The 25,196-nt window shown below is 61.9% G+C and carries 23 protein-coding genes; 8 read left to right on the top strand and 15 right to left on the bottom strand.

Annotated elements, in window-relative coordinates:
- The 4 genes from BWP39_RS29355 to amaB form a co-directional block, all read right to left on the bottom strand.
- Positions 1–1,800 carry a DUF2138 domain-containing protein gene (locus tag BWP39_RS29355; RefSeq protein WP_096725693.1) on the bottom strand — a complete coding sequence of 600 codons (1,800 nt, stop codon included), beginning with the start codon at positions 1,798–1,800 and terminating at the stop codon, positions 1–3.
- A gap of 451 nt (positions 1,801–2,251) precedes the next feature.
- Positions 2,252–3,457, bottom strand: coding sequence for an aminotransferase-like domain-containing protein (locus BWP39_RS29350; protein ID WP_096725692.1), 1,206 nt, complete (start codon positions 3,455–3,457; stop codon positions 2,252–2,254).
- Between the two features lie 216 nt (positions 3,458–3,673).
- Complete coding sequence (locus tag BWP39_RS29345; protein ID WP_096725691.1) at positions 3,674–4,846, bottom strand: NAD(P)/FAD-dependent oxidoreductase; 1,173 nt, start codon at positions 4,844–4,846, stop codon at positions 3,674–3,676.
- 71 nt (positions 4,847–4,917) lie between these two features.
- Positions 4,918–6,417: an L-piperidine-6-carboxylate dehydrogenase gene (amaB, locus tag BWP39_RS29340; RefSeq protein WP_096725690.1), complete on the bottom strand. Its 1,500-nt coding sequence runs from the start codon at positions 6,415–6,417 to the stop codon at positions 4,918–4,920.
- 220 nt (positions 6,418–6,637) lie between these two features.
- Here amaB and BWP39_RS29335 point away from each other — a divergent pair, with 220 nt between their 5' ends.
- Positions 6,638–7,273, top strand: a complete 636-nt coding sequence (locus BWP39_RS29335; protein ID WP_096725689.1) for a helix-turn-helix domain-containing protein — start codon at positions 6,638–6,640, stop codon at positions 7,271–7,273.
- 16 nt (positions 7,274–7,289) lie between these two features.
- Here the strand turns inward: BWP39_RS29335 and BWP39_RS29330 are convergent, their stop codons facing one another.
- Entirely contained in the window at positions 7,290–8,327 is a 1,038-nt protein-coding gene (locus tag BWP39_RS29330; protein ID WP_096725688.1) for a DUF1338 domain-containing protein, read from the bottom strand.
- A 126-nt stretch (positions 8,328–8,453) separates the two neighbouring features.
- Here BWP39_RS29330 and BWP39_RS29325 point away from each other — a divergent pair, with 126 nt between their 5' ends.
- A complete protein-coding gene (locus tag BWP39_RS29325) occupies positions 8,454–9,386 on the top strand; it encodes a LysR substrate-binding domain-containing protein (protein ID WP_096725687.1) in 933 nt (310 codons plus the stop codon).
- Positions 9,387–9,400: 14 nt separating this feature from the next.
- Here BWP39_RS29325 and gor read toward each other — a convergent pair whose 3' ends face one another.
- The 5 genes from gor to BWP39_RS29300 form a co-directional block, all read right to left on the bottom strand.
- Positions 9,401–10,765, bottom strand: coding sequence for a glutathione-disulfide reductase (gor, locus tag BWP39_RS29320; protein WP_096725686.1), 1,365 nt, complete (start codon positions 10,763–10,765; stop codon positions 9,401–9,403).
- Positions 10,766–10,811: 46 nt separating this feature from the next.
- Positions 10,812–11,114: a HigA family addiction module antitoxin gene (locus BWP39_RS29315; RefSeq protein ID WP_096725685.1), complete on the bottom strand. Its 303-nt coding sequence runs from the start codon at positions 11,112–11,114 to the stop codon at positions 10,812–10,814.
- A 202-nt stretch (positions 11,115–11,316) separates the two neighbouring features.
- Positions 11,317–11,637, bottom strand: a complete 321-nt coding sequence (locus BWP39_RS29310; RefSeq protein WP_096725684.1) for an AtuA-related protein — start codon at positions 11,635–11,637, stop codon at positions 11,317–11,319.
- A 1-nt stretch (position 11,638) separates the two neighbouring features.
- Complete coding sequence (locus BWP39_RS29305) at positions 11,639–12,997, bottom strand: acyclic terpene utilization AtuA family protein (protein ID WP_096725683.1); 1,359 nt, start codon at positions 12,995–12,997, stop codon at positions 11,639–11,641.
- A 22-nt stretch (positions 12,998–13,019) separates the two neighbouring features.
- A complete protein-coding gene (locus BWP39_RS29300; RefSeq protein WP_096725682.1) occupies positions 13,020–14,324 on the bottom strand; it encodes a CitMHS family transporter in 1,305 nt (434 codons plus the stop codon).
- Between the two features lie 99 nt (positions 14,325–14,423).
- Between BWP39_RS29300 and BWP39_RS29295 the strand changes: the two genes are divergently transcribed.
- The 3 genes from BWP39_RS29295 to BWP39_RS32440 all read left to right on the top strand — a co-directional run bounded on the left by BWP39_RS29295 (position 14,424) and on the right by BWP39_RS32440 (position 17,031).
- Positions 14,424–15,320: a LysR family transcriptional regulator gene (locus BWP39_RS29295; protein ID WP_096725681.1), complete on the top strand. Its 897-nt coding sequence runs from the start codon at positions 14,424–14,426 to the stop codon at positions 15,318–15,320.
- Positions 15,321–15,491: 171 nt separating this feature from the next.
- Positions 15,492–16,892, top strand: coding sequence for an L-lactate MFS transporter (locus BWP39_RS29290; protein ID WP_096725680.1), 1,401 nt, complete (start codon positions 15,492–15,494; stop codon positions 16,890–16,892).
- Between the two features lie 10 nt (positions 16,893–16,902).
- Positions 16,903–17,031, top strand: coding sequence for an MFS transporter small subunit (locus tag BWP39_RS32440; protein ID WP_096725679.1), 129 nt, complete (start codon positions 16,903–16,905; stop codon positions 17,029–17,031).
- 96 nt (positions 17,032–17,127) lie between these two features.
- On the opposite strand, the gene BWP39_RS32435 is transcribed toward BWP39_RS32440, so the two are convergent.
- Positions 17,128–17,583: a hypothetical protein gene (locus tag BWP39_RS32435; RefSeq protein ID WP_170043915.1), complete on the bottom strand. Its 456-nt coding sequence runs from the start codon at positions 17,581–17,583 to the stop codon at positions 17,128–17,130.
- Positions 17,584–17,780: 197 nt separating this feature from the next.
- Complete coding sequence (locus tag BWP39_RS29275) at positions 17,781–18,677, bottom strand: LysR family transcriptional regulator (protein ID WP_096725678.1); 897 nt, start codon at positions 18,675–18,677, stop codon at positions 17,781–17,783.
- A 109-nt stretch (positions 18,678–18,786) separates the two neighbouring features.
- On the opposite strand from BWP39_RS29275, the gene BWP39_RS29270 reads away from it, so the two are divergent.
- On the top strand, positions 18,787–20,352 hold the full coding sequence (locus tag BWP39_RS29270) for an MFS transporter (RefSeq protein ID WP_096725677.1): 1,566 nt from the start codon (positions 18,787–18,789) through the stop codon (positions 20,350–20,352).
- A 3-nt stretch (positions 20,353–20,355) separates the two neighbouring features.
- Here BWP39_RS29270 and BWP39_RS29265 read toward each other — a convergent pair whose 3' ends face one another.
- Positions 20,356–21,279 carry a LysR family transcriptional regulator gene (locus BWP39_RS29265; protein WP_096725676.1) on the bottom strand — a complete coding sequence of 308 codons (924 nt, stop codon included), beginning with the start codon at positions 21,277–21,279 and terminating at the stop codon, positions 20,356–20,358.
- Between the two features lie 172 nt (positions 21,280–21,451).
- Here BWP39_RS29265 and BWP39_RS29260 point away from each other — a divergent pair, with 172 nt between their 5' ends.
- A complete protein-coding gene (locus tag BWP39_RS29260; RefSeq protein WP_096726246.1) occupies positions 21,452–22,189 on the top strand; it encodes a class I SAM-dependent methyltransferase in 738 nt (245 codons plus the stop codon).
- Between the two features lie 163 nt (positions 22,190–22,352).
- On the opposite strand, the gene BWP39_RS29255 is transcribed toward BWP39_RS29260, so the two are convergent.
- Complete coding sequence (locus tag BWP39_RS29255) at positions 22,353–23,207, bottom strand: SDR family oxidoreductase (protein WP_096725675.1); 855 nt, start codon at positions 23,205–23,207, stop codon at positions 22,353–22,355.
- Between the two features lie 130 nt (positions 23,208–23,337).
- Positions 23,338–23,796, bottom strand: coding sequence for a hypothetical protein (locus tag BWP39_RS29250; protein ID WP_207557173.1), 459 nt, complete (start codon positions 23,794–23,796; stop codon positions 23,338–23,340).
- Positions 23,797–24,151: 355 nt separating this feature from the next.
- On the opposite strand from BWP39_RS29250, the gene BWP39_RS29245 reads away from it, so the two are divergent.
- The gene (locus BWP39_RS29245; RefSeq protein WP_096725674.1) at positions 24,152–25,072 is read left to right on the top strand and encodes a LysR family transcriptional regulator; all 921 of its coding nucleotides are present in this window, start codon (positions 24,152–24,154) and stop codon (positions 25,070–25,072) included.
- Positions 25,073–25,196: the final 124 nt, after the last annotated feature.

Here is a 25,196-nt window from a genome sequence, read left to right as displayed (position 1 = left end):
TCAGTCGCCCTCGACGCCGGGTTGATCCCATGCCGCGCGCGCAGCAGCGGTACCGTCTGCTGCAGCGGCCGCTGCGCCACCGCTGCGGTCGAACCACCACTCGACCGGCACCCAGCCCGACGACGACGGCAGCGTCTGCGGCAGGCTCAGCGATACCGGCGGATAGTGCGCGAGCGCCTTCAGCTTCGGCACGAGGTGCGTGCGAGCAGCATTGCGGAAAATCGACTCCTGATCAGCAGGCAGCGCGGCAGCGGCTTCCCGCTCGATCAGCGATGCGGCGGCAGCCGGTGTCAGCGTGACCACCGTCCGCGACACACGCTGCGGCGCGAGCGTATCGGCGAGCGCCGGGTAGCGCTTGTCGAGCACGGCGAGCGTGTCGTCGACGAGCCGTGCATCCGGCGAGAAGATCAGATAGCCGTGCGCCAGCGCGAGCGTGACCGGGAAATAACGTTGCGCGGACAACTGCGCGGCAAATGGCGCCTTCGATGCGAGCGCGGTACCGGAGCGTGCGCTGACCGGCCGCTGCCAGAGCGTCACGGCGTCGCCCTGGGTGCGCGTCGTAACCGGCAACCGGCGATAGGCATCGCCACCGTCGGTCTTCGCGGCATGGGCTTCGTACGCGCCGATCACTTCGTCGAAGGACTTGCCGAGTACGGTTTTGAGCGCGGCGTTCGCGTTCGCATCGGCGCTCTTCAGATGAGCCACGAATACCGGCGCGACGAGCGTCGACTTCGCGTACCAGCACACGGCGGCTGGCCCAGCCAGCGCATCGCCGATCTGCGTGGCGCCTTCCGCACCGCCCGACACCACCTTGCCGAGCAGATCCGAGGCGCCCTTCCAGTCGGCCGGCAGACTCGCGCAGGCTGCTGGGCCCGCGGGCAGCGCGTGCCACAGGTCCGCGCCGTTCCATTGTTGCGGCAGGCGGTCCGGATCGATCAGCGCCGCGGTCTGCCAACTGGCCGGCGCACCGCCCGACGATGCGAAGTCGAAGCGCAACGCCTCGATGCCCGAGAAAAACGTCTGGTAACCGAACGACAGATAGTTGGCGGACACGACGATCCGGTGCCCCTTGGGCTGGTCGGATGCCGCGTCGAGCCGGAACGCGTGGGCAGCGTCGTCGCGCCCCGACGATAGCAGGTCGTTGACCACATCGGCGCGCTCGCTCAACAGCGCGCCATCGGTGCCGAGCAGCACACCCGGCGCGGACAGCACGACGAGCCGGTCATCCTTGGTGGCGAACAATAGCGTGCGCCCGACCGCGAGCTTCAAGGCGTAGACCGGCACGTCGCCGGACAGCTTCGCGACCTGGCTCAGTTGCGTATCGCTGGCTGCGACATTGCCGAGGCCCTGCAGCACTTTCGCGAGCCCGTTGCGGCGCATCGACATGATCCAGTAGCCGAGCCGGCCATCCGGCGAACGCCACAGCAACACATGCGCGGGTTCGTCGAAAACACGCCGCAGCAGTTCGTCGCCAAAATCGAGCTGATGTTCGAAGGCAAGACGGCGTAATGCGCCGTCGGCGGAAAGACGGGTGTCGGTGGATTCGTAGTAATCGACAAAGTCTTGAGTGAGCACATCGTGCAGCAATGGCACGCGCAGCATATCGGCGGGTAGCCGGGATAATGCCTCGCTATCGATCAGCGCATCCGGATGGTGAATGTCGAGAACGATCTCGCTGGTATTGACTTTGCCGTGCTTGCCGAATGGCCGCCATACCGCCTGAATGACGATACCGGCGACAATCAGAAGCCCCAGAAGACCCACGCCCAGAAAGGCGATTTTCTTTCGCGACATCTTCATCTGATTTTGGCGGTTGATTTTTCTGCGCTGCGCGTATTGCTCACTTATTGGCCACTTATTGTCCACTTATTGGCCACTAAGTGAGCTGCGTTTTTGCTGCGTCTTCTTTTTACTGCCTCGTTCTTGCCTTGCTACACCCCGGTGACACGGCGCTCATAGCACCTGTCAATATCGGCCCGGCAAGCCACTCCCTGTCGCAGCGATGATACTTGATATTGTTTTGCGTCAACCAGCATCACAGTGTATTTAACGGTGTGCAGCGCGCAAACGACGTTTTCCCCGATGTTCAGCCGTAAAACGGGCGTCGGTCACATAAATTGAATAATTGCTGCATTCGATTCACACCTGTTTCTGGAACGGCTGAAACAGGAAATCAGCGCCGCCTCCAGCTTCAGGAGTGCGAGCTTCTAATCGAAAGATGAAATGGTACGCGGCGCGCTGCGATGCCGGTTTAACGCTTTTCGGGTCCGCGCAATGCAAGGCTCAACCGGCTCACGCCGGTTTCGATATCCGCAACGCCAGGCGCCGCGAACGAAAGCCGCAGCGACGCCGCGTCGTGACGATCGTGATAGAAAGCGACACCCGGCACGAACATCACGTTCTGGGCAATACAAGCCTGCAGATACACGGACGCATCCTGCACACGCGTGAGCCGCGCCCAGACGAACATGCCGCCGTCGGGCCGGTGAAACGCGATGTCGTCGGGCAATTGCGCGGCGAGCGCATCGCACAGCGCGGCGCATTTACGTGCGTAGGCGTCGACGATGTGCGGCAGATGCCGTTCGAGTGCGCCATCGGCAAGGTAGGCCGCGGCGATGGCCTGCGTCCACGGCGAGCTGCAGAGGTCGACAGTCTGCTTCGCGACGACGCAGCGCCGCACGATCTCTGCCGGCGCGATGGTCCAGCCGACCCGCAGACCCGGGGCGACGATCTTCGACAGGCTGGAGAAATGCACGAGCCAGTCGCGTGCGCCGGGTACCTCGCTGGTCAGCGCGAGCAAAGAAGGCAGCGCAGCGCCAGCAAACCGCAGGTCCCCGTACGGATCATCCTCGACCACCAGGAACCGGTAGCGCACCGCGAGCCGCAGCAACGCGAGACGTCGTTCGCATGTGAGCGTCGCGCCGGTCGGATTGGCGAAGGTGGGCACCGTATAGAGCAGCTTCGGCGGCTGCGGCAATGCGCCCGATGCCAGCAGCGCATCGAGCGCGTCGACGTCGAGGCCGTCGCGATCGACCGGCAAGGTGACGATGTTCGCCTGCTGCAAGCGGAGCGCCTGCAGCGTGGCTGGGTACGCGGGCTGTTCGACCAGCACGGTATCGCCGGGCGCCACCAGCACGCGCAACAGCAGATCGAAGCCCTGCTGCGAACCGGTCGTCACCAGTAGATCTTGCGGCGAGCACGGTGTGCCGCGTCGGGTCATCAGTTTGGCCAGCTCTTCTTTCAGCGTCGCGAGACCGTCTGTTGGGCCGTACTGCAGGCACAGTGCCGGTTGCTGCGCCGCGCGCGCGGCGGCCGCTTCCAGACCGGCCACGTCGAACAGATCGCTCGCCGGATAGCCACCCGCAAACGAGATCATGCCAGGCTGCGCGAGGTACTTGAACAGCTCGCGAATCGGCGAGCCGGTCGGCGCTTCGAAGGGAGTGGTGAAGGCGTACATGATGTGGATCGGGCGGGTATGAGGAGGGGCAGTGTCGATTGTGGGTGGCGGCCAGACACGCGGCAAACGATATCTACTCACTATGTATTGAGTTTTCGGAATCATCCACACGTGGGCTGCTGCCGACGGACGCGCAGAGTCGCTCACGGATGCCGATGAAAAAACCCGGCACGCAGCCGGGTTTCAGGTAAGCCAATCACACCGCGGCGCACGCGCTCACACCACGTTCTTCTCGACAAACGGCCGCTTCTCCAGCACACGCGCAAAGTTCAGCGCGGACAGATCGAGCGTCGTATAGCGACCATGCAGGATCAGTTCGCTCACGCCGCGTCCGGTTGCCGGACCCTGCTGCAAACCATGCCCGCTAAAACCATTCGCGAAAATGCAGTTATCGACCTCAGGATGCTGACCGATGATCGCGTTCTGATCGAACACGTTGTACTCGTAGTAGCCGGACCAGCAATTCTGCACGCGCAGCGCCTCGAACTGCGGCACGCGGTTCGCGAGCGTCGGCCAGATCACATCGTCGAACAGCGCGTGATCGACTTCGTCTAGCGGCAGATCGTCGGGATCGTTGTCCGCGGCGGGGGACGTACCGCAGATAAACGACTTGCCCTCCGGGCGGAAGTACACACCGGTCGGATCGATCAGCAGCGGGCAATGTTCGAGCTGCGCCGGCGAGCTGACGTTGAAGATGCTGCGGCGACGCGCGTATACCGGCAAATCGATGTCAAGCATCTGCGCAACGCGGCGCGACCACGCGCCTGCTGCATTGACCACGATATCGCAGGCGTAGTGTTCGCCGCTTGCCGTGACGACCTGGGTCACGCGGCGGCCATCGCGCTGTAATGCGTTGACGTCCTCGGCTACATAATGTGCGCCCAGTGCCTGCGCCTTCTTGCGCAGCGCCTGCACCAGCCCGTAGCCGTCGAACCAGCCCTCGCCGCTTTCGCCGAATGCGCCGGCGGCCAGGTCATCGGTATTGAGCCAGGGGAAGCGCGCCCGCAACGCCGCGGTGTCGAGCAGGCTGATGTCGGCGCCGAGCCGCTGTTGCAACGCGTGGTTCTCGCGCAGCGTATCGGCACCGGCGGGGGTGGCGAGAAACAGATAGCCGCCTTCGTGCAGATCGATCGACGGCGAGGTGCCGTCGACCGCGAGCCGCTCGCCGATCGAGCGCAAAAACTCGATGCCGAACAGCGACATCTGTACCGATAGCGGTGTCGAGAACTGCTGGCGAATCGATGCGGCCGACAACGCCGACGACGAACGCGCATAAGTCGGATCGCGTTCGATCACGGTTACGCTGACCGTGGGATCCGACAGGCGCAGGAAATACGCGATCGAACTGCCGATCACCCCGCCGCCGACGATGACAACTCTCGAACTCACGCCTCACTCCACGAATGACTCACGCTGGACACGCGTACTCATCACGGCACGCATGTTGCGCACCGCTACGCTCAATCGATATTGAAATCGATGCCCTGCGCGAGCGGCAGCGCCGACGAATAGTTGACCGTATTCGTCGCACGGCGCATATACGCCTTCCACGAGTCGGAGCCGGATTCGCGACCGCCGCCGGTTTCCTTCTCGCCGCCAAACGCACCGCCGATCTCCGCGCCGCTCGGCCCGATGTTCACGTTCGCGATGCCGCAATCGCTGCCCGCCGCCGACAGGAAGCGTTCCGCTTCGCGCAGGTCGGTTGTGAACACGCACGACGACAACCCGTGATGCGCCGCGTTGTTCGCTTCGACCGCTGCGGCGAAATCGCTGTAGCGCAGCACGTAGAGGATCGGCGCGAAGGTTTCCTTCAGGACGACGGCTGTTTGCGACGGCATTTCGACGAGCGCCGGGCGCACGTAATAACCGCCTTCATAGCCCTTCACTTCGATGCGATCGCCGCCGGTCACCTTGCCGCCTTCGGCCTGCGCCTGCTGCAACGCTTCCTGCATGCGCGCAAACGACTGCTTGTCGATCAGCGGTCCCATCAGCGTGCCCTTTTCCAGCGGATTGCCAATCGGTACCTTGCTGTACAGCTGCTTCAGACGTTCGACGGTTGCGTCATACACGCTGTCGTGTACGAACAGGCGGCGCAGCGTCGTGCAGCGCTGACCGGCCGTGCCCACCGCCGAGAACAGAATGCCGCGCAACGCCAGTTCGCGATCGGCGGTCGGTGCGACGATACCGGCATTGTTGCCACCGAGTTCGAGCAGCGAGCGGCCAAAGCGCTTCGCCACTTCGACGCCGACCGTGCGGCCCATTTCCGTACTGCCCGTCGCACTGACAATCGACGCACGCGGATCGGCAACCAGCTTTGCGCCCACGTCGCGACCACCGTTGATCAACGCAGTCAGCCCGGCAGGCGCATCGCCGAACGCCTGCAGCGCTTCCTTGAGAATCTGGTTGACCGCGAGCGCGGTGAGCGGCGTCTTTTCGGACGGCTTCCAGATCACCGCGTTACCGCAGACGAGCGCAAGCGCCGCATTCCACGACCACACGGCTGCGGGGAAATTGAATGCCGAGATGACGACGCAGGTGCCGAGCGGATGCCACGATTCGGCCATCCGGTGGCCAGGGCGTTCCGAAGCGATGGTCAGGCCGTACAGCTGGCGCGACAGACCGACCGCGAAATCGCAGATGTCGATCATTTCCTGCACCTCGCCGAGCCCTTCCTGAAGGATCTTGCCGGTTTCGAGCGTGATGATGCTGCCAAGCGCCTGCTTCTTCTCGCGCAGACGTTCGCCGAGCAGTCGCACCAGTTCGCCGCGGCGCGGTGCGGGCACGTTGCGCCATACCTTGAATGCCTCTTGCGAGGCAGCGAGTGCCGCGTCGACGTCGGCGGCTGTATTGCTGGCCACGCGGCCAACGAGGTCGCCTGTGATCGGCGAATGAACGGCGATATCGCCTGCTTCCGCCGCATGAGTAATGCCGAGATCGGCAAGGATGGTCGAAGCGTTCATGAGAGTATTCCTTTAATTTCCGATACGAAACAAGGCCAGTTCGCAGACTATACACGCGGCGCAGGACAGCCACAAGCGGCCGTTATAAACAGGGTTTTTACCTCAACGAGCCGCTCTGGCACATTGATATCTCCCTGTTTCTCATTGGAAAACATTGCTCTCAACAGTGCTATGATCGGCCACATTGCGTGCCCGGAGGGCACGGCCCCAGGGCCACACCATGAATACCCCCACCATCAAACCCAACGAGCCGTCCACCGCCGATCTGGGTCGCCGCGTCCGCGCTGCGCGGCTCGCCCACGACCTGACGCTCGAGAACGCGAGCCAGTTATGTGGCGTGTCGCGCTCGACGCTGTCGAAGGTGGAAAACGGCCTGATGTCGCCGACCTTCGACGTGCTGCAAAAAATCGTGCTCGGCCTGAAGATCGAAATCGGCGAGCTGTTCGGATCACCGCCGAAAGCGAGCGCCGGTGGACGCCGCGCGCTGACCCGCAAGGACGCCGGCCAGCGCCACGCGTACCGCGGCTATCAGATGGAACTGCTCGCCACCGATCTCGCGCACAAGGCGATGCTGCCGTTTCGCATCCGCATTTCGGCCCACACGCTCGACGCGTTCGACGACTGGGGCCGTCACGAAGGCGAGGAATTCCTGTATGTGATCAGCGGCACTGTGTGTCTGTATTCCGAGTTGTACGCGCCGACCCATCTGAACGCCGGCGACAGCCTGTATTTCGACAGCCGCACCGGTCATGCCGCCGTGTCCACCAGCGATGAAGACGCCGAAGTGCTGTGGATGGCGACCAGTGCGGATATTCCGCAGGTTGCGGCTCAGGTTGCCGAGCCTGCAAAGAAATAGCGCAACAGCGTTTCGCTCACGCCGCCTGGCCCGCGGTCATCTTGAAGATCCCTTGTGCGTTACCCGCGTCGAAACGCAGATCGGTTTCCCAACGACGCGTGTCCTGATCGAACGTGCGCTTGCGCGTGATGAATTCATAGAACGAACCGGGCACGTCGCGTGTCACGATCGAACCGTCCTTCAAGCGAAACTCACGGCGCACGATATCGGCGCGATACGCGGTCTGGAACACGCGGCCTGAGCGCGAACGCTCGACCTCCGGCTTCATCGGGCGACCCTTCGCCTTCTCGTCGTCGGACAATGTGAACACATCGGCGACGCGATCGGTGGCGTGATTGAACGCGTTGCCTTCGGTTGCGATCCATGCCATCTCGGCGGATTCATTCAGCAGCACCGTGTAATCCGCTTCGTGCGGAACATCGTGCTGGCGCGCGAATGCACCGACGATCACCGGCAGCAAGCCGTGCGCCGCGTCGATCGGCAGCACGCCGTCACGCTCCAGTTCCCACAGATGCGCCGCCGCTGCGGGCGTCAACGGATCGCGCGAAGCGCCGATCACGTTCGTCACGGCCTGCTGGAACTCGGCCGAGAAACGCTCCGGATGCAACTCGCTGACGAAGAACTGGGCGATCTCGTCGGGCGCGTCGTCGTGAGCCCATGCCCGACCGGTCATGCCGAGCCGGTCGAGCGGATAACGGCCGTTGATGCGAAAACCGAGCGGCCTAAGGATGCGCGCAAACGCCGCCTCGCCCGGCGGCAACGCACCGCTGTGCGGCCAGCGCACAGTGCGCAGCGCGCCGTGATCGAAGTACACGCTGCCGCCCGCGGCGAGTGCTTCCTGTGTATACACGCGGCCATTCGGCGAGCGTTCCAGCAGGTCTTCGAATAGCGCCATATTGAGTGCCTGCGCGAGTTCCGCGCGCGTGACGACACCGTCCTCCCATTCGTTCAGTATCGCGGGATGATTCAGCGTTGCAAAAAGCGCTGCGGTCCGGTGGGCGCCGATCAACTGCTGCAGCAGCCGCTCGACATTCGCGTTTCTTGGGGATTGCATGGAGGTTCCAGGTGGCCGCGCAGGATGGAGAAATTCATCCGGCATTGTTCGGCCTCGATTATTCAAAGCGGCGGCCGCGCCGTAAAGCGAGATAAAATCCAGACTTGATGCGTTTTTGGAATCAACATGCGCAAATTCAAGATCCCCAACATGGGCGCGTTGCTTGCATTCGAAGCGGCGGCGCGGCATCAGAGCTTCACGCTGGCGGCACGCGAGCTGTTTCTGACCGAGAGCGCCGTATCGCGGCAGATCAATACGCTGGAGAGCAATCTCGGTGTGCGGCTCTTCGTGCGGGTGAAGCAGCGCGTCGTGCTGACGAAGGCGGGCAAAGTGTACGGCGTGCAGGTGCGCCGCGCGCTCGAAAGTCTCGACCGCGACACGCTGTCGATCATCGCGCACGGTAGCGGCGGCGGGTATCTGGAACTGGCGGTACTGCCTACGTTTGCCTCGCAATGGCTGATCCCACGCTTCGCCGATTTCAATGCGCGCTATCCGGACGTGCGCGTGAACATGGGCGTGCGCACCGATACGTTCTCGTTCGCCGACACGCATTTCGAAGCCGCGATTCACTATGGCAAACCGACGTGGCCCGGCACATCGTCGGACTTTTTGTTTCGCGAGGAAGTTGTGCCGATATGCGCGGCCAGCCTGCTGAAGCGTCGCGTGAAAACGCCCGCCGATCTGCTCGCCTATCCGCTGCTGCACTCGACCACGCGGCCCGATGGCTGGGCGACGTGGTTCGCGAATCTCGACATCGACGATAACCGGACCATGCAGGGCGTGCGCTACGAATTGCACACGATGCTGATCAGTGCGGCGGCGGCTGGCCTCGGTATTGCGCTGGTGCCGCGCTTCTTCGTGGATACGCAGCTCGAGCAACTCGGGCTCGTCATTCCGTTCAATGCGCCGGCGATCGCCGAAGCGGCGTATTACCTCGTCTATCCAACCGAGCTGAGCCACGGCAAGCCGCTGGCGAGCTTTCGCGAATGGTTGCTACAGGAAGCGGGTACCTATGCTGCGGCCAACCCGCAGCTTGCCGACAGCGGCGATGGCGACTAGCCCGGTAACGACGCCTACAGGTCCGCTACTTTGTCCCGCATGGTCACGAACTCTTCCGCCGAACTCGGATGAATACCGATGGTTCGATCGAACTGCTTCTTGGTCGCGCCGCATTTCAGCGCAATAGCGATGCCCTGCATGATCTCCGCCGAATCGGCGCCCACCATATGACAGCCGAGTACGCGGTCGCTCTCGCGATCGACTACCAGCTTCATGAGCACCTTTTCCTGGCGTCCGCTGAGCGTGTGCTTCATCGGCCGGAACCGGGTGCGGTAGATATCGACGGGACGACCCAGCGCGCGAGCAGCAGCCTCCGTCAGGCCCACCGTCGCAATGGGAGGCTGACCGAATACGGCCGTCGGTACGCCTTCGGGATCGAATGTCGTCGGATTGTTGTTGAACAGGGTTTCGGCCAGCGCGCGCGCTTCGGCGATCGCGACCGGCGTCAGATTCATACGATCGGTGACGTCGCCCACGGCGTAGATGTTCGTCACGTTGCTGCGCGACCATTCATCCACGATGACGGCACCCAGTAGCCCGGTTTCGATACCGAGTGCTTTCAAACCGAGATCGCCGGTGTTGGGAATGCGGCCGATGGCATAGAGAATCTGATCGCAAGGAATCACGGCATCGGACTGATGAAGATGCGCTTCGAGACCATGCGCCATCTTCTCGATCCGTTCCACCCGCGTCTGCGACACGAAACGGATGCCGCGTCGTGTCATCTCCTCGACTACGTGCGTGCGGACATCCTCGTCGAAGCCCTTCAACGGCAGATCGCCGCGGATGATCATCGTCACTTCCACGCCCAGCGCGTTGAAGATGCCAGCGAACTCGACGGCAATATAGCCGCTACCCACCACGGCGATCCGTTTGGGCAATTCAGGCAGATCCAGCGCCTCGTTTGATGTGATGGCGTGCTCGATACCAGGCGTTGGCGGCAGGTGCGGCCGACTGCCCGTGGCAATCAGAATCCGCTCTGCGGTGACGATGCGCTCGCCGACCTCAACGGTGTGGGCGTCGATCAGTTTGCCGCGCCCGTGAACAATTTCAACGCCCGCATCGTTCAGCATCTTGATGTAGATGCCGTTGAGCCGGTCGACTTCCTTGTTCTTGGCCTCGATCAGACGAGCCCAGTCGAAATGCGCTTCGGGGATAGTCCAGCCATAGCCTTTTGCATCGTCGATTTCATCGGCGATATGGGAGCCATACACCAGCAGCTTCTTCGGCACACAGCCGCGAATGACGCACGTGCCGCCGATACGGCTGTCCTCGCAGATACCTACTCGCGCACCGTAGGACGCCGCGCGGCGTGAACCTGCGACGCCGCCAGAACCCGCGCCCAGGGTGAATAGATCGAAGTCGTACTTGGCGGTCATTGCTCCGTCCCGTTGCTGAAAGTGTGCTTTCGTTGCGTCGAAATAGTCACGCGGGCTCAGCGTGCCGCTTGATCTCGTCGAGCTTCTCGGCACCGATTTTTTCTTTCGCAATCTCGGTGTCGTAGTGCGTTTGCAGATTCATCCAGCTTTGTGGATCGGTGCCAAAGAATGCGCCGAGCCGCACAGCCGTATCTGCGGTGATAGAACGTTCGCCCTTTACGATTTCGTTGATACGCCGCGCAGGCACTTCGATCGCCTTCGCGAGCGCGTACTGCGAGATGCCCATGGGTTCGAGCCAATCGAGCGCAAGGATTTCTCCCGGCGTCGCTAACTGAATATCGCGTGCCATTGCTGCTCCTGTCTGCGCTTTGACAAACGTTACTATAAATCGCACCGTCGCAGGGTGGTGTAACTGGTGGCCCGCCAGGTTCACAACCGATGTTTTACAAAGATCCCGAGAAGCGCAAAACCTACGTGCGGGCATACAACAAGCCTCCGTACGACGCCAATTCGACTGCGCCGAAACCGCGCGTGCAGACCGGCGTCTGGATTCACCCTCCACGATCCGGCGCCGGCACCTCAAGACTCAACAAAGCGGAGCTAAGCGATTTGCCATGCGCGTCGAGTGCGAGCGAACGCGTGACGCCGCCACCTAACGCATGCCCGAGCACGAAATTCAACGCACCGATGGCCGGCATCTCAAACCGCGTCACCGCACCACGTACGGTATCGCACAGATGCGCCTGCACGCGCGCAGCGGTGACGTGTGCACACAGATGATCGTAGTCGCGCGCATCGCGGCAGATCACCGAAACGTTGAGCGTATCGCCCTTGTCGCCGGTTCTGGAGTGGGCAAGTTCACGCAGTTCCATGTCACACCTCCACGAGTTCGAACGATGCGTGCACGCAGTCGCGCGGCAGCAGCACCGACTGCACCGCAATCACTTCGCGAGCCGACTTCGTCGCCCCGCCACCGCCTGCCGGTCCATTCGTGTACAAGGTCTCGACTTCATTGCCGATCTGCACGGCCTGCGCAAGTGAAGCCGTGCGGCCAGCCACACGGGCGCGCACCTCGTAGGGTTCGCCGCCGTGCCGACCAAGTGTCTCGCCGTGCAATGCATCGACCCCAATCAAATCGAAGCGCAGTTCGCGCGCCGCTACGCCGGTGATCTCTAGCCGCTCTCGCACGATCTCAAGCGCAAGGCGCGCACGCGCGACGGCGCCCGGCCCTGCGTACGACATCTGCCCTTCGCCGATAAACCCATCCACATACGCGACCGACGTCTTCAACGTCGCGGTACGCGGCGTGCCGCGTCCGCCGCTCACGCGCACACGGTCTTTCGCCTGCTGCTCGACGCGCACACCCGTGAAATCGGCCACGACATCCGGCTGCAGATAACGGCTGCAATCGTGCACCTCGTACAGCAGTTGCTCCTTGCAAGTCGCCTCGGTTACGCAGCCACCCGCATGCGGCACCTTCGTGATGACAACCGTACCGTCGGCGGCCACCTCGCCGATCGGAAAGCCAAGACGCGCGAGATCGGGCACGTCCTTGAACCCCGGGTCCGCGAAATAACCGCCCGTCACCTGGCCCGCGCATTCGAGCAGATGGCCGACCACCGTGGCCTGTCCCAGTGTGTTCCAGTCGTCCATCGCCCAGCCGTATTCGTGAATCAGCGGCGCGGTGAACAACGACGGATCGGCGACACGTCCGGTCAGCACCACGTCGGCCCCGGCCGCGAGCGCATCGACGATCGGCGCGGCGCCGAGATAGGCGTTCGCCGATACGATGCGCGCAGCGAAATCGGCGACACGTTCGCCGGATTCTTCGAAGCGGTAGTCGCCCTGGCGCACCGCATCGAGTACGTCGTCACCCGTGACCGCGGCGATCTTCAGGCCCGACAGTCCGAGCGAATGCGCGAGTTCAGCAGTCCGGCGCGCAGCCGCCAGTGGATTCGCCGCGCCCATGTTCGACACGATCCGCACGCGGTTGCGCATTGCAACCGGCAGTACCGCACGCATCCGCGCCTCAAGCAGCGGATCGTAGCCAAGCGACGGGTCGCCGCGGCGCGCCTGTTGCGCAATTGCGATCGTGCGTTCGGCGAGGCACTCGAACACGAGGTAATCGAGCGCGCCGTGTTCGGCCAGCTCGACGGCTGGTTCGATGCGGTCGCCCGAGTAACCCGCGCCTGTACCGAGGCGAACGGGGCCTGTACGTCTCGTCGATGTCATGTCGTCTCGCCGGGGCCGGCGCTCACAGAGGAAAAATACCGAACACGACACACGCAATCGTCATCACGATCGATGCGCCGAACAGCAATGGAAACGTGAACTTCTGGTGGTCCGCGAGTTCGATTCCCGTCAACCCGACGACGAGAAACGTCGCGGGCGTGAGCGGGCTGACGGGGAAACCGGTCGTCATCTGTCCGAGCAGCGCGGCCTGTCCTACATGCACAGCCGGCACACCGAGCTGGCCCGCCACTTCAGCGATGACCGGCAATACGCCGAAGTAGAACGAATCGGGATCGAACAGCATGCTGAGCGGCATCGAGAGAATGCCGAGCGCAACTGGAATATGTCCGGCCATCCCTGGTGGCACGAGACCGACCGCGGCCTGGGCCATCGCCTTCAGCATGCCGCTGCCCTGCATCACACCAGTAAACACACCGGCCGCGAGCAGGATGCCGGCCATCATCAGTGCGGCGCGTGCATGGGCGTCGACGCGCTGCCGCTGCATGTTCACGTCCGGGTAGTTGACCAGCAACGCGATGCAAAAGCCGACCATGAACATAACCGCCGGCGGAATCTTCTCGCCCATCACGACCATCGTGCCAAGCACGATCACCGTCAGCACGATGTTGAACCAGAAATTGCGTGGTCTGCGCAGTGCCTGTTGCTCGTCGGTGAGTTCGCGCCGCGGTAGTTCGATCGTGCCGAACGCTGAGATCAGCCCGAGGCGTTTTTCTTCGCGGCGGCCGAGCCACCACGCCATGCCGAACACGAAGACGAGGCCGACGATCTGCACGGGAATCAACGGATTGAACAGCGCCGACACCGGTAAGCCAAGCGAAGCGGACGCGCGGATCATCGGTCCGGTCCACGGCAGGAAGTTGATGCCGGCCGCCATCGATGCTGCCGCTGCGAGTACTCGCCGATCCATGTTCAAACGGTCGTAGAGCGGCAACATCGCGGGAATCGTCACGAGAAAGCACACGGCCCCCGAGCCGTCGAGGTGGATCAGCAGCGCGAGCAGCGTCGTTCCCATCACGATGCGCGTCGGCTTCGTACCGACCGCGCGCAGGATGCGGTCGATGATCGGATCGAGCGTGCCGGCATCGGTGATCGTGCCGAAATAGAGAATCGCGAACACGAACATGCCGACGACCGGCGCAAGACTGCGCAACCCGTCGAGCACGAACTTGCTCGTCTGCAACCCGAAACCGCCGATCAGCGATGCCGCGATCGGCACGACGATCAACGCGACGAGCGGCGACATCCGCTTCGAGAGGATTGCCGCCAGCAATACGGCAATCGTGGCCAAACCCAGCAGTGGCAGCACGTGCTTGTCTCCGGTCTTGTTTTTTGGATCAACGAAGCGTAATTTCCGGACAGCAATAGAACAATTGAAATGATTTGATCGCAGCCATCAAGGTTCGTAATGGATTTGAGTCTTCGCGATATCCGCGCCTTTGTCGCCGTGGCGCAAACGGGCAGCTTCACACGCGCCGCAACCCAGTTGCATCTGTCGCAGCCCGCGCTGACCGTGCAGATCCGGCGGCTCGAAGAAACCGTCGGCACGAGGCTCTTCGACCGCAACAGCCGCAATGTCTCACTGACGCCAGTCGGCCGCGAGTTGCTGCCGACCCTGCAGAAGTCGCTGTACGACATGGAACATGTACTCGCCGACGCGCGCTCGTTGAGCGACGGGACCTCGGGGACCGTGCGCATCGCCTGCCTGCCATCGTTTGCCGCGAGCCTGCTGCCCGATCTGATCCGCGCTTTCCGCCAGAGGCTGCCAGGCGTGTCGTTCCAGATTCGCGACGTGGTCGCAGACGTCGTCAATGCGCTGGTGCGCAACGAGGACGTCGACATCGGGCTGACCGGCGGCGAAACAACCGATCCATCGCTCGACGTGCTGCATGCGGGCGAAGACCGCCTGGTCGCGGTCTGTCCGAAAGGCCATCCGCTTGCGAAGCGCCGCTCGATCGGTCTGGCCGACCTGTTGCGTACGCCGCTCGTCCTGACTGCGCGCGGCACCAGTGTGCGCGCTGTTGTCGATGCGGCGCTCGCAGACGCCACAACGCCGCCCACGCTAGCCTGCGAACCCACCTACATGATGACGGCGGTCGCAATGGTGCGTGGCGGTCTCGGCGTCACGATCCTGCCCGGCTCGGCACGCGAGATTCGCGCGGAGCCCGATCTCATTGCCCGTCCCATCGACGATCCGCGCTTCGTGCGTCCGGTCGCGCTCGTCAAGAAACGCGGCCGGACCCTGCCGCCTGCCACCGATGCCTTCGTTGAAACCCTGATACAGCGAATGGGCACACCAGACTAGCGGCCGCTCGGGCTCGGCGTTTATGCATTCACGTCTCATATTGCCAAGCACTCTTTCCGGTCCTATCTTTGACGCCACATCACATTAAGGCCGCGCTTAAAACCCGACCAGTTCGTTCAGGAATAGCGTACAAGAGCCGATAAACATCAGCACCCCAAACGGAGACCCAACATGAGCAGCACGATTCAACCACCGCGTACCAGCGGTTCGCCGCCGTTTTTTTCGAAGCAGGCGACCGTCGCCGGGCCAGGCTTCTCACGCTGGATGGTGCCGCCCGCCGCGCTTGCCGTGCATCTGTGTATCGGCCAGGCTTACGCGTTCTCAGTGTTCAACGGCCCGCTCACGAAAGTGATCGGCATCACGCAATCCGCGCCCGACGACTGGTCGCTCACCACACTCGGCTGGATCTTCTCGCTGGCAATCGTTTGCCTTGGGTTGTCGGCGGCATTCGCAGGTAAATGGCTCGAACACGTGGGCCCGCGTCGCACGATGTTTACTGCGGCATGTTGCTTCGGCGGCGGCTTTCTCGTTTCGGCGCTCGGCGTCTGGCTGCATCAGATCGTGCTGCTCTATCTCGGCTATGGCGTGCTTGGCGGTATCGGGCTCGGGCTCGGGTATGTGTCGCCGGTGTCGACGCTGATCCGCTGGTTCCCGGATCGCCGCGGGATGGCCACCGGGATGGCGATCATGGGCTTCGGTGGCGGTGCGATGATTGCCTCGCCGCTATCGGTCGCGCTGATGAATCACTTCCAGAGCGCAACCAGCATCGGTGTCGCTGAAACCTTCATCGTGCTCGGCATCGTGTACTTCATCTCGATGTCGATCGGCTCGCTCGCGATCCGCGTGCCGCCCGCCGACTGGAAACCAGCCGGCTGGACGCCGACCACCACATCGAACAAGATGATCTCGCGCAATCATGTGCATATCGATGAAGCGCTCAAGACGCCGCAGTTCTATCTGATCTGGCTCGTGCTGTTCCTGAACGTGACGGCGGGTATCGGGATTCTCGGCCAGGCCTCAGTGATGATCCAGGAGAGTTTCAAGGAAACGGTGACGGTCGCGTCGGCAGCCGGCTTCGTCGGCCTGCTGTCGCTGTTCAACATGGGCGGTCGCTTTGTATGGGCCTCGGCATCCGACTGGGTTGGCCGCAAGAACACCTACTTCATCTTCTTCGCGCTAGGCGCGGTGCTGTACCTGCTCGTGCCGACCTTTGCTTCATCGGGCAATATCGCGCTCTTCGTGCTTTCCTATTGCGTGATCCTGTCGATGTACGGCGGCGGTTTCGCCACCGTACCCGCGTATCTCGCGGACATGTTCGGCACGGCGTTTGTCGGCGGCATTCATGGCCGGCTGCTTACCGCGTGGGCAGCGGCAGGCGTCGCGGGTCCGGTGCTGGTCAATTACATCCGCGCATATGAAGTCGCGCACGGCGTCGCCAAGGCCGATGCGTACAACATGACTCTCCATATCATGGCCGTGCTGCTGGTGATCGGCTTTGTCTGCAACCTGCTTGTCAAACGCGTGGACAACAAACATTACATGAGCGACGCGCAACTCGCGTCCGGCAATTGAGGAGACCACCATGAACGATCAGAATGCTGTGCATCCGACCAACACCGGTTTGCTGATTGTCTTCTGGGCCTATGTGCTGATTCCGCTTGCGTGGGGTGTCATCAAGACGCTGACCCAGGCGATGAAGCTGTTTCACTGAGCTGTTACACAGCGTTGTACGAAAAGCCGGGTACGTGGGTACGTATCCGGCTTTTCTGTTTTTTCTTCTTGTGACGACGCGCGCTGGCCAGGCGCGCTACCTACCGTCGGTTGCGCGCATTTTCTCGGCAACGGCCTTGTAGTCGTAGGTCGGGTAAAACTCGGTGCGATAACCGCCCCACGCGGTCGTCTCAATCGCCCGGTTGACTTCGCGCAGCCGGTTCGCCGGCACGCGCAGTGTGACCACCTGGCCGATGCCCATCATCACGTACCACGACACAACCTCGATGCCAGGTGGCGGAAAGGATTTGAAATATCCTTGCGCGCGCAACTCATCGTTGATCTTCGGTAATGGCTTCGATTCGTCGTGGCGCAGAAAGATGGTGAGCAGGAAGGTATCGTCGGCAGCGGGTACGAGGCCGGGTTGGGGCGATGCTGCGGTCGCGGGGGTTTGCGTTTGCGCAGCAGCACTGCGAATCACGACGGGATTGCCCACGACAGCGGCCACAAGCGCAGCGCATACGACACTGCGGCGTATCAGCGATTTCGACATCGATTGCCTCCGGGAGATATCGACACGTCGCGCCGTGTCGCAACGATGCCGGCCGGACAAGCGCGCTGGCTTGCGTAGCGTGTTTAGCTAGTGTTTCCGGCGGCACGCGGTCATTCTGCCGCGTTCATCCGAAACGCGTCGTGACAAGCGCAAAGAAGGGTTTCCGTGCGACTTCGGTTCGTGCGTCGTTACGCGAGCTACACGAACGGACGGTAGCTCCTGACCGGGGCTGCAAGCTTTGGCGTCGGCGCCGATGCGGGCATATCGAGCACCATCTGCCCGAACTCGCGCACAGCCGGCGTGTCGCTGCCGTTGGACAGCAGCACGAAATCGGCAGTCGACAGCGACGGTAAGCCGTATTCCCCATCGACGATTCGCATGCCCGGTTCGAGGTCGTCGGTAGTCAGCACGGTAATCGCGAGCCCTGACAACACCGCGGCACGCAAACCCTGCTGGCTCGGCGACGTAAAGACGACATGCCATTTGACCTGGGTCGTGTCCAGCGCCTCCACACCGACCCGCCGGTTGATGCACGGCGTGGGAAAAAACGCGAGCGGCAGCGACGCGCCTTGCGGGACATCGAAGGTATCGGCGGCGATCCATGCGAACTGCGCGGGCCGCAGCACCGTTCCTGCCGTGCTGCCGGGCGCCGTCATGACGACGGCAAGATCGAGTTCGTCTGCGTCGATCATCGCGCGCAGATCGAGGTTCATGCTGACGCTCACATCGAGCCGGACCTCGGGATACACGCGTGCGAACTGACACAGCAGCGACGGCAACCGGTCGCCCATGAAATTCTCCGGCACCCCGAAACGCACGACACCGCACACCGGCGAAGACTGGAAACGCCGCGCCAGCGCATCGAGCGAATCGAGAATCTGCTGGGCGTGGCGCAGAAAGTCCTGACCGTCTTCGGTCAAGGTCATGCTGCGTGTCGTGCGATGCAGAAGCGGCCGGCCCACCTGCTCTTCGAGGCGCCGGATCTGATGGCTGATCGCCGATTGCGTGAGGTGCAGCCGCTCGGCCGCACGGGTAAAGCCGCCGGTTTCCTTGACGGCGACGAAAGCGCGCAACAGGGTGGGATCGAAGTCCATGGCGGCCGATAGATGATGAGCGTTAATAGATTCTACAAAATTAAATCATTTCTATCATGAAGCCTGCGCGCCGAGAATGGTTTCTATCGAAGCCTTTAAAAGACGCCTTATGACGCTCTCTCACGCCGGTAAAAACCATATTGCGCTCGCCGCCGTCTGCCTGGCGGCACTGATGTTCGGCCTGGAAATCTCCAGTGTCCCTGTGATCCTGCCCACGCTCGAGAAAGTGCTGCACAGCGATTTCAAGGACGCGCAATGGATCATGAACGCCTACACGATCGCCTGCACAACCGTGCTGATGGCCGTCGGCACGCTCGCCGATCGCTATGGACGCAAGCGCGTGCTGCTAGTCAGCCTGGTCGGCTTCAGCGTCACGTCGCTGATCTGCGGCCTCGCGCAAAGTGCGTCGGTGCTGATCGTCAGCCGGTTTCTGCAGGGCATGGGCGGCGGTGCGATGCTGATCTGCCTGATCGCCGTGCTGTCGCATCAGTTCCAGGAGGGCAAGGAGCGCAGCAATGCGTTCGCGATCTGGGGCATCGTGTTCGGTGTCGGACTCGGTTTTGGGCCGATCATCGGTGGCGCGATCGTCGCGCTGTCGAACTGGCACTGGGTATTCCTCGTCCACGTTCCGCTTGGGCTGCTCACACTGGTGCTCGCCTTGAGCAGCGTCGAGGAATCGAGCGATCCGCACGCGAAGCGCCTTGATAGTGCGGGTATTGTCACGCTGTCGCTGGCCGTGTTCGGCTTCACCTACTTCATCACGCAAGGCCCGGACCTCGGTTTTGCCAGCGCAACGGCGCTGAGCATCGTGGCGGCGGCAGCGGTCAGCTTCGTGGCGTTCATCGTCGTCGAACGCATGAATGCGCATCCGATGTTCGATTTCTCGGTGTTCAGGATCCGCAATTTCTCGGGGGCGATCTTCGGTTCGATTGGCATGAATTTCAGCTTCTGGCCATTCATGATCTATCTGCCGATCTACTTCCAGAGCGGCCTCGGCTACGACACGGTCACCGCGGGGCTGTCGCTGCTCGCCTACACGCTGCCGACGCTCGTCATTCCGCCACTCGGCGAACGGCTCGCGTTGCGCTACCGGCCAGGCGCCGTGATTCCTGCGGGGCTCTTCACGATCGGTCTCGGCTTCATCCTGATGCGCTATGGCAGCAGCGTCGCGCACGCAAGCTGGCTGACGATGCTGCCAGGCGCGCTGATCGCGGGCACGGGCCTCGGGCTGACCAACACGCCGGTAACCAACACCACCACCGGCTCGGTATCGACTGCCCGCGCGGGAATGGCATCAGGCATCGACATGAGTGCCCGGCTGATCACGCTCGCCATCAACATCGCGCTGATGGGCTTCATCCTGGTGGAAGGCATCCTGTCGTACCTGCAACGCGCGCTACCCGGCGTTTCCGATGCATCGCAACTGCGCCTGCTGGCGGAAAAAATCGCGGCCGGCAATTTCGCGGGGCTTACGCAAGCGGTTCCCGAACTCGCGACTGCGGATGCCTCGGGTACCGTCGTGCATGCCGCACTCGTACATGGCTTCGGCGCAGTGATGCTGTACGGCGGAATCGGTGTGTGGGTGCTAGCCGCGCTCAGCTTCACGACCTTCGGCGCGGCCAACCGTGTGCCGCGCGAAGCGAACGTGAAGGCCAGCGAATCGGTCTGCCCGTAACGTTCACGCGTCGCTGGCCAGCAGCTCGATACCGTCGAGCTGCGCCGCACAGGTATCGCGCACGATCGTCACGAAGTCCCGGAAGTAAGGGCGCGCGGCTTGCGGTTTGCCGGCTACCGCATAGAGTTCGCTCCACAGTCCATGCGGACCGACCCGCTTCGCCAGCACGTAGTCGTGATCGACGTAGTTCTTGACACCCCAGTTCGGCAGCGCGGCGATACCGCGGCGACTGGCTACGAGTTGCATGATCGCGATGGTCAGCTCGGCGGTGCGTCGTTCGAGCCGGATACCGGCCGGCTCGAGCACCTCGCGAATCAGATCGATGCGCACTTCGGGCACGGGGTAGGTAATCAGCGTTTCTTCACGCAGGTCATCGGCGACGACTCGACGCTTGCTTCTCAGACGATGCTCGTTCGCCATCACCACCAGGATCTCGAAGCGGAACAGCGGCGACACATGCAGGTTGCGCTTACCGGCCGGCTTCGAACCGATCACGACATCGGCCTTGCCGTCGCTCAGCAGCCTGAGCGGGTCCGCATGAAACCCCGCGACGAGATCGACTTCCACCTCCGGCCAGCGGCGGCGGAATTCGTCCATCACCGGCATCAACCAGTCGAAACACGTGTGGCATTCGAGCACGATACGCAGCTCGCCCTGGGCATCGCCCTTGAGCCGCGCGACATCGCGTTCGGCCGCGCTCACCGCCGCGAGCATCTCGCGTGCGAGCACGAGCAAGCGCTCGCCGGCTGCCGTGAAGCGCAGGCCCTGCTTCGTGCGCTCGAACAGCGACACGTCGTAGTGGCTTTCCATATCCCTGATCTGATGGGACAACGCGGACTGGCTTAGATGGACGCGTTCGGCGGCTGCCACGAGCTTGCCCGAATCGGCGATCGCGATCAGCGAACGCAAATGGCGGATTTCAAGCATGGTGTGCTCCTCGCCCGCCTCGAGGCAGGGATTGCCAGGTATGAGTGTGGTTCATGGAATGACGAAAACATGTCGTGTGATGAATAGTAGCGCGAAGAAGCGACTTCATCGAATCTGAGCCGCTGGTATGCTTTCGCCACATCTTGCGCAAGCGCTCCGGACACGCATCGACATGACCCAGAATATCTACGACAACCCGGCCTTCTTCGAAGGCTATAGCCATCTCGAGCGTTCCGTCGGCGGGCTGAACGCGGCTCCGGAATGGCCCGCGCTTCAGGCCATGCTGCCGGATCTGGCCGATCGCGATGTGGTGGATCTCGGTTGCGGTTATGGATGGTTCTGCCGCTGGGCGCGCGAACACGGTGCCCGCACTGCCCTTGGGCTCGACGTTTCGCAAAAGATGCTCGCACGCGCCGCGGAAATGACCACCGATCCCGCGATTCGCTACGAGCACGCGGACCTCGAAACGCTCGCGCTTCCCGAAGCGACGTTCGCGCTTGCGTACAGCTCGCTTGCGTTTCACTACGTCGACAATCTGCCGGGCTTGTTCCGTGCGATTCATCGTGCGTTATTGCCCGATGGTCGTCTTGTGTTCTCGGTCGAGCATCCGGTTTATACGGCGTCGCAGCGGCCCGGCTGGATTGTCGATGCGCACGGGCATAAGACCTGGCCGGTCGATAGTTATCAGATGGAAGGCCGGCGCGTCACGCACTGGCTGACTGATGGTGTGATCAAGCAGCACCGCACGATCGGGACGCTGCTGAATCTGCTGATCGATAGCGGGTTCGCGATTGTGCGTGTCGATGAATGGGGGCCGACTGCAGCGCAGATCGCCGCACATCCCGCGCTCGCGGAAGAGCGCGAACGTCCGATGATGTTGCTCGTTTCCGCGCGACGTGAACACGGCTAGCGCTCAACCGGGCCGATTCGATGTGCTGGATGCCGATAGCGTGCTCTATCGAGCAATGAGGCAAAAGGCGGTCGACAGAAGCGTGACAACCGCCGACGGGAAGCGCTGGCCGTGAAAAGGGGAGCGGACTTTCGTCGCCCCCATATTCTGGCTGTCATGCGCTTCAGGACTGCAGTGCGACCTTGATTGCTTCGGAAAAAGGCGTTGTGCTTCTGCCAAGAAGCTGGGACAGATCTCGTGAGGAACTATCCAGCTCTCCGTTCGAAGACTTGATATCCGCGTCGACGATGACATCGACAATCATCCTGGGTAACCCCAAGCCGAGCAACGTAGCCTCATACTCGGCGGGCGGCAGATCCTTATAGACGATGGGCCGCCCAGCCTGCTTTGAGAGTTCCTCAGCAAATTCAGCCATCGAGAAGGCGTGGTTTCCTGCAAGTTCATAGGTCTTGTTTGCATGGCCTGGCTGGGTAAGCACCGTCACAGCCGCACCAGCGTAATCGGCACGCGTAGCCGAGGCAAATCGCCCTTGTCCCGCACTGCCGATAATGGTGCCCTGGGCAAGCGCCGCAGCGATGACCGCCGTGGAGTTTTCCAGGTACCAGCCGTTGCGCAGCAGCACGTAGTCGACGCCGGTGCTCTTCAGATACGCCTCAGTTGCCTGATGCTCACCCGCGAGATTCAGGCTGGAGGTGTCGGCGCGCAACATGCTCGTGTAGGCGATCAATTTCACCCCGGCTTGCTTCGCGGCATCGATCACGGTCTTGTGTTGCCTGAGTCGTTCGCCCGGTACGACCGCCGAGATAAGCAGGAGCTTCTCAGCACCTTTAAAAGCCTCGACTAGCGTTTCCGGTCGATCATAGTCAGCCTCGCGTACGTCGACGCCCAGGGCGCGCAAGTTGTCGGATTTTTCCGGATTGCGAACTGCTGCAACGATCTGGTTTGCAGGGATCACCTGCAGTAGATTCTTGACAACCAGTTGACCAAGGTTTCCGTTTGCTCCAGTAATGACGATCATGGTGTGTTTCCTTTTTGCGTAGAAGAAATTTTCGTTCGGCGTTCAACGCGGACGGTAGTCGATGCCAGTGCAATGGTGTTTAGCGGTATCGGGGGGACGTCGCGGTGTTGATCTACCCGCGTGGTTGCAATCAGCGGCGAATGTCATCCGATTTGGCCCATCCGCGCTGAATCAACAGTGCGATCGGCAGGCCGAGGCCGAACATGTGGATCAGGAGGGCAGGCAGATAAGGCATCGGCGTTACCGACGCGGGGGTGGTGAAGGCGCTGCGCGGCAACACGACAAGGCCCATGAAGAAGAACACGGCAATGCCGAGCACAGGACCGCCGATCCACGCCCAGCGGTTCACCGCTGGCAGACGCCACGCAATGAGCCCGTATGCGAGCGCCGGAACGATCGATACGAAGAAGTGCAGCAGGATTCCGATGATCAGACCCGCCATGCCGTCATAGGCGGACATGCCCATCACGCTGCTGGCCGCCAGCTGCATCTCAGGAACGACGCCGACGCCACGCGCCAGTTGCAGGATTAAAACCGGAACGAGAACGATGAAACCGGCCGCGACGCCGGCGATCGTTCCAATGGTCACGGCGCGGGACAACCTGCTCCGCGAACTCGCCGGCCGCGTTGTCTTGTTGCCCGGAACTTCAAACGTGGTTTGCATAGTGTGACCCTCGTAGTCTTGATGAACTGTGGACGTCGGAACATCTTCTCCGTCGTTGAAAACAGTCTAGGGACCTGGGTCATCACGAGAAACTCGGAATCTATTAACAGATTGTTGTCGAATTCCCCCCGAATCGATCGTTATTCACATCAGACAGGTTGATCATGCCGGACAGCTCAGGCTCCGGTTAACCGCCCGCGCAGTTCGCCCGTCTTTATTCTGGTTTTGTATGGCAGTATCCCGGTGAACGACGGCGCTCAACCATTGAGCAAAGGGATACATGGATAAGTTCGACGCGATGCGCGCATTTGTACGTGTGGTGGAATCGGGAAACTTTACTAAAGCCGCCGAAACCCTCAACGTCCAAAAGCCGACTGTGACGCGACTGGTTCAGTTGCTGGAAGACGATCTGGCAACGAAGCTGCTCAATCGCACAACCCGGCGCGTCACTGTCACGCCCGATGGTGCGGCCTATTACGATCGAGCCGTACGCTTGCTCACTGAACTGGAGGAGCTGGAGAATGCCATGATCGGCGCCAGGTCCAATCCGAAAGGCAGGCTGCGCATCGATCTTCCGCGCCCGCTTGCCCATTCGGTTGTCGTCCCAGCTCTTCCGGATTTTCTCGAAAAATATCCAGACATCGATCTGGAGATTGGTGCCAGCGATAATCCAGTCGACCTGTTTGGAGACAACGTGGACTGCGCAATCCGTATCGGGAAATTGACCGATCAATCACTGGTAGCCCGACGAGTTGGCTTCAGTTATTTCGGGCTATGCGCGGCGCCGGAATACTGGAAGAAATACGGTAAGCCGAAGCACCCACGCGAAATCGATCTTCACCATACGGTGATTCGCATGATTTCAGCGAGCACGGCAAGACCATTTCCAATCGTCGCCAGTTACGGCGACGATACGGTCGATATTCAAGGCAAGAAAACTGTCCTTTGCAACGACGTGTCAACCTGTACCGATCTCGCCAGAGCGGGACTCGGAATTATCAGTGGCGGCACATTCATGACTGCACCACTGATCGCATCCGGTGAACTGGAGGCATGCCTCGAACAATGGCATCTTCCGCCAATGCCTGTGTCGGTCGTGTATCCACCGAACCGGCACCTGAGTAATAAATTGCGTGTGTTCGTGGACTGGGTCGTCGAGCTGTTTGCCAATCATCCGTCGCAGAAGAAATCGGGCGGCTAATCCATTTCAAAGAGACGTTGTCCGGATGCGGGCGGTTGAAAAGGTACGGCTACTGGAGCGGTCCAATGACTCTGGACACCTCTACAGGGGATAACGCCCCAGATGAACCGCTCCAGGTTTCTTT

It is taken from the genome of Paraburkholderia acidicola, from assembly GCF_002362315.1.
GTDB classification, from domain to species: Bacteria; Pseudomonadota; Gammaproteobacteria; order Burkholderiales; family Burkholderiaceae; genus Paraburkholderia; species Paraburkholderia acidicola.
The sequence above is the reverse complement of the archived record's forward strand: the minus strand, read 5'-3'. Positions and strand labels throughout refer to the sequence as shown.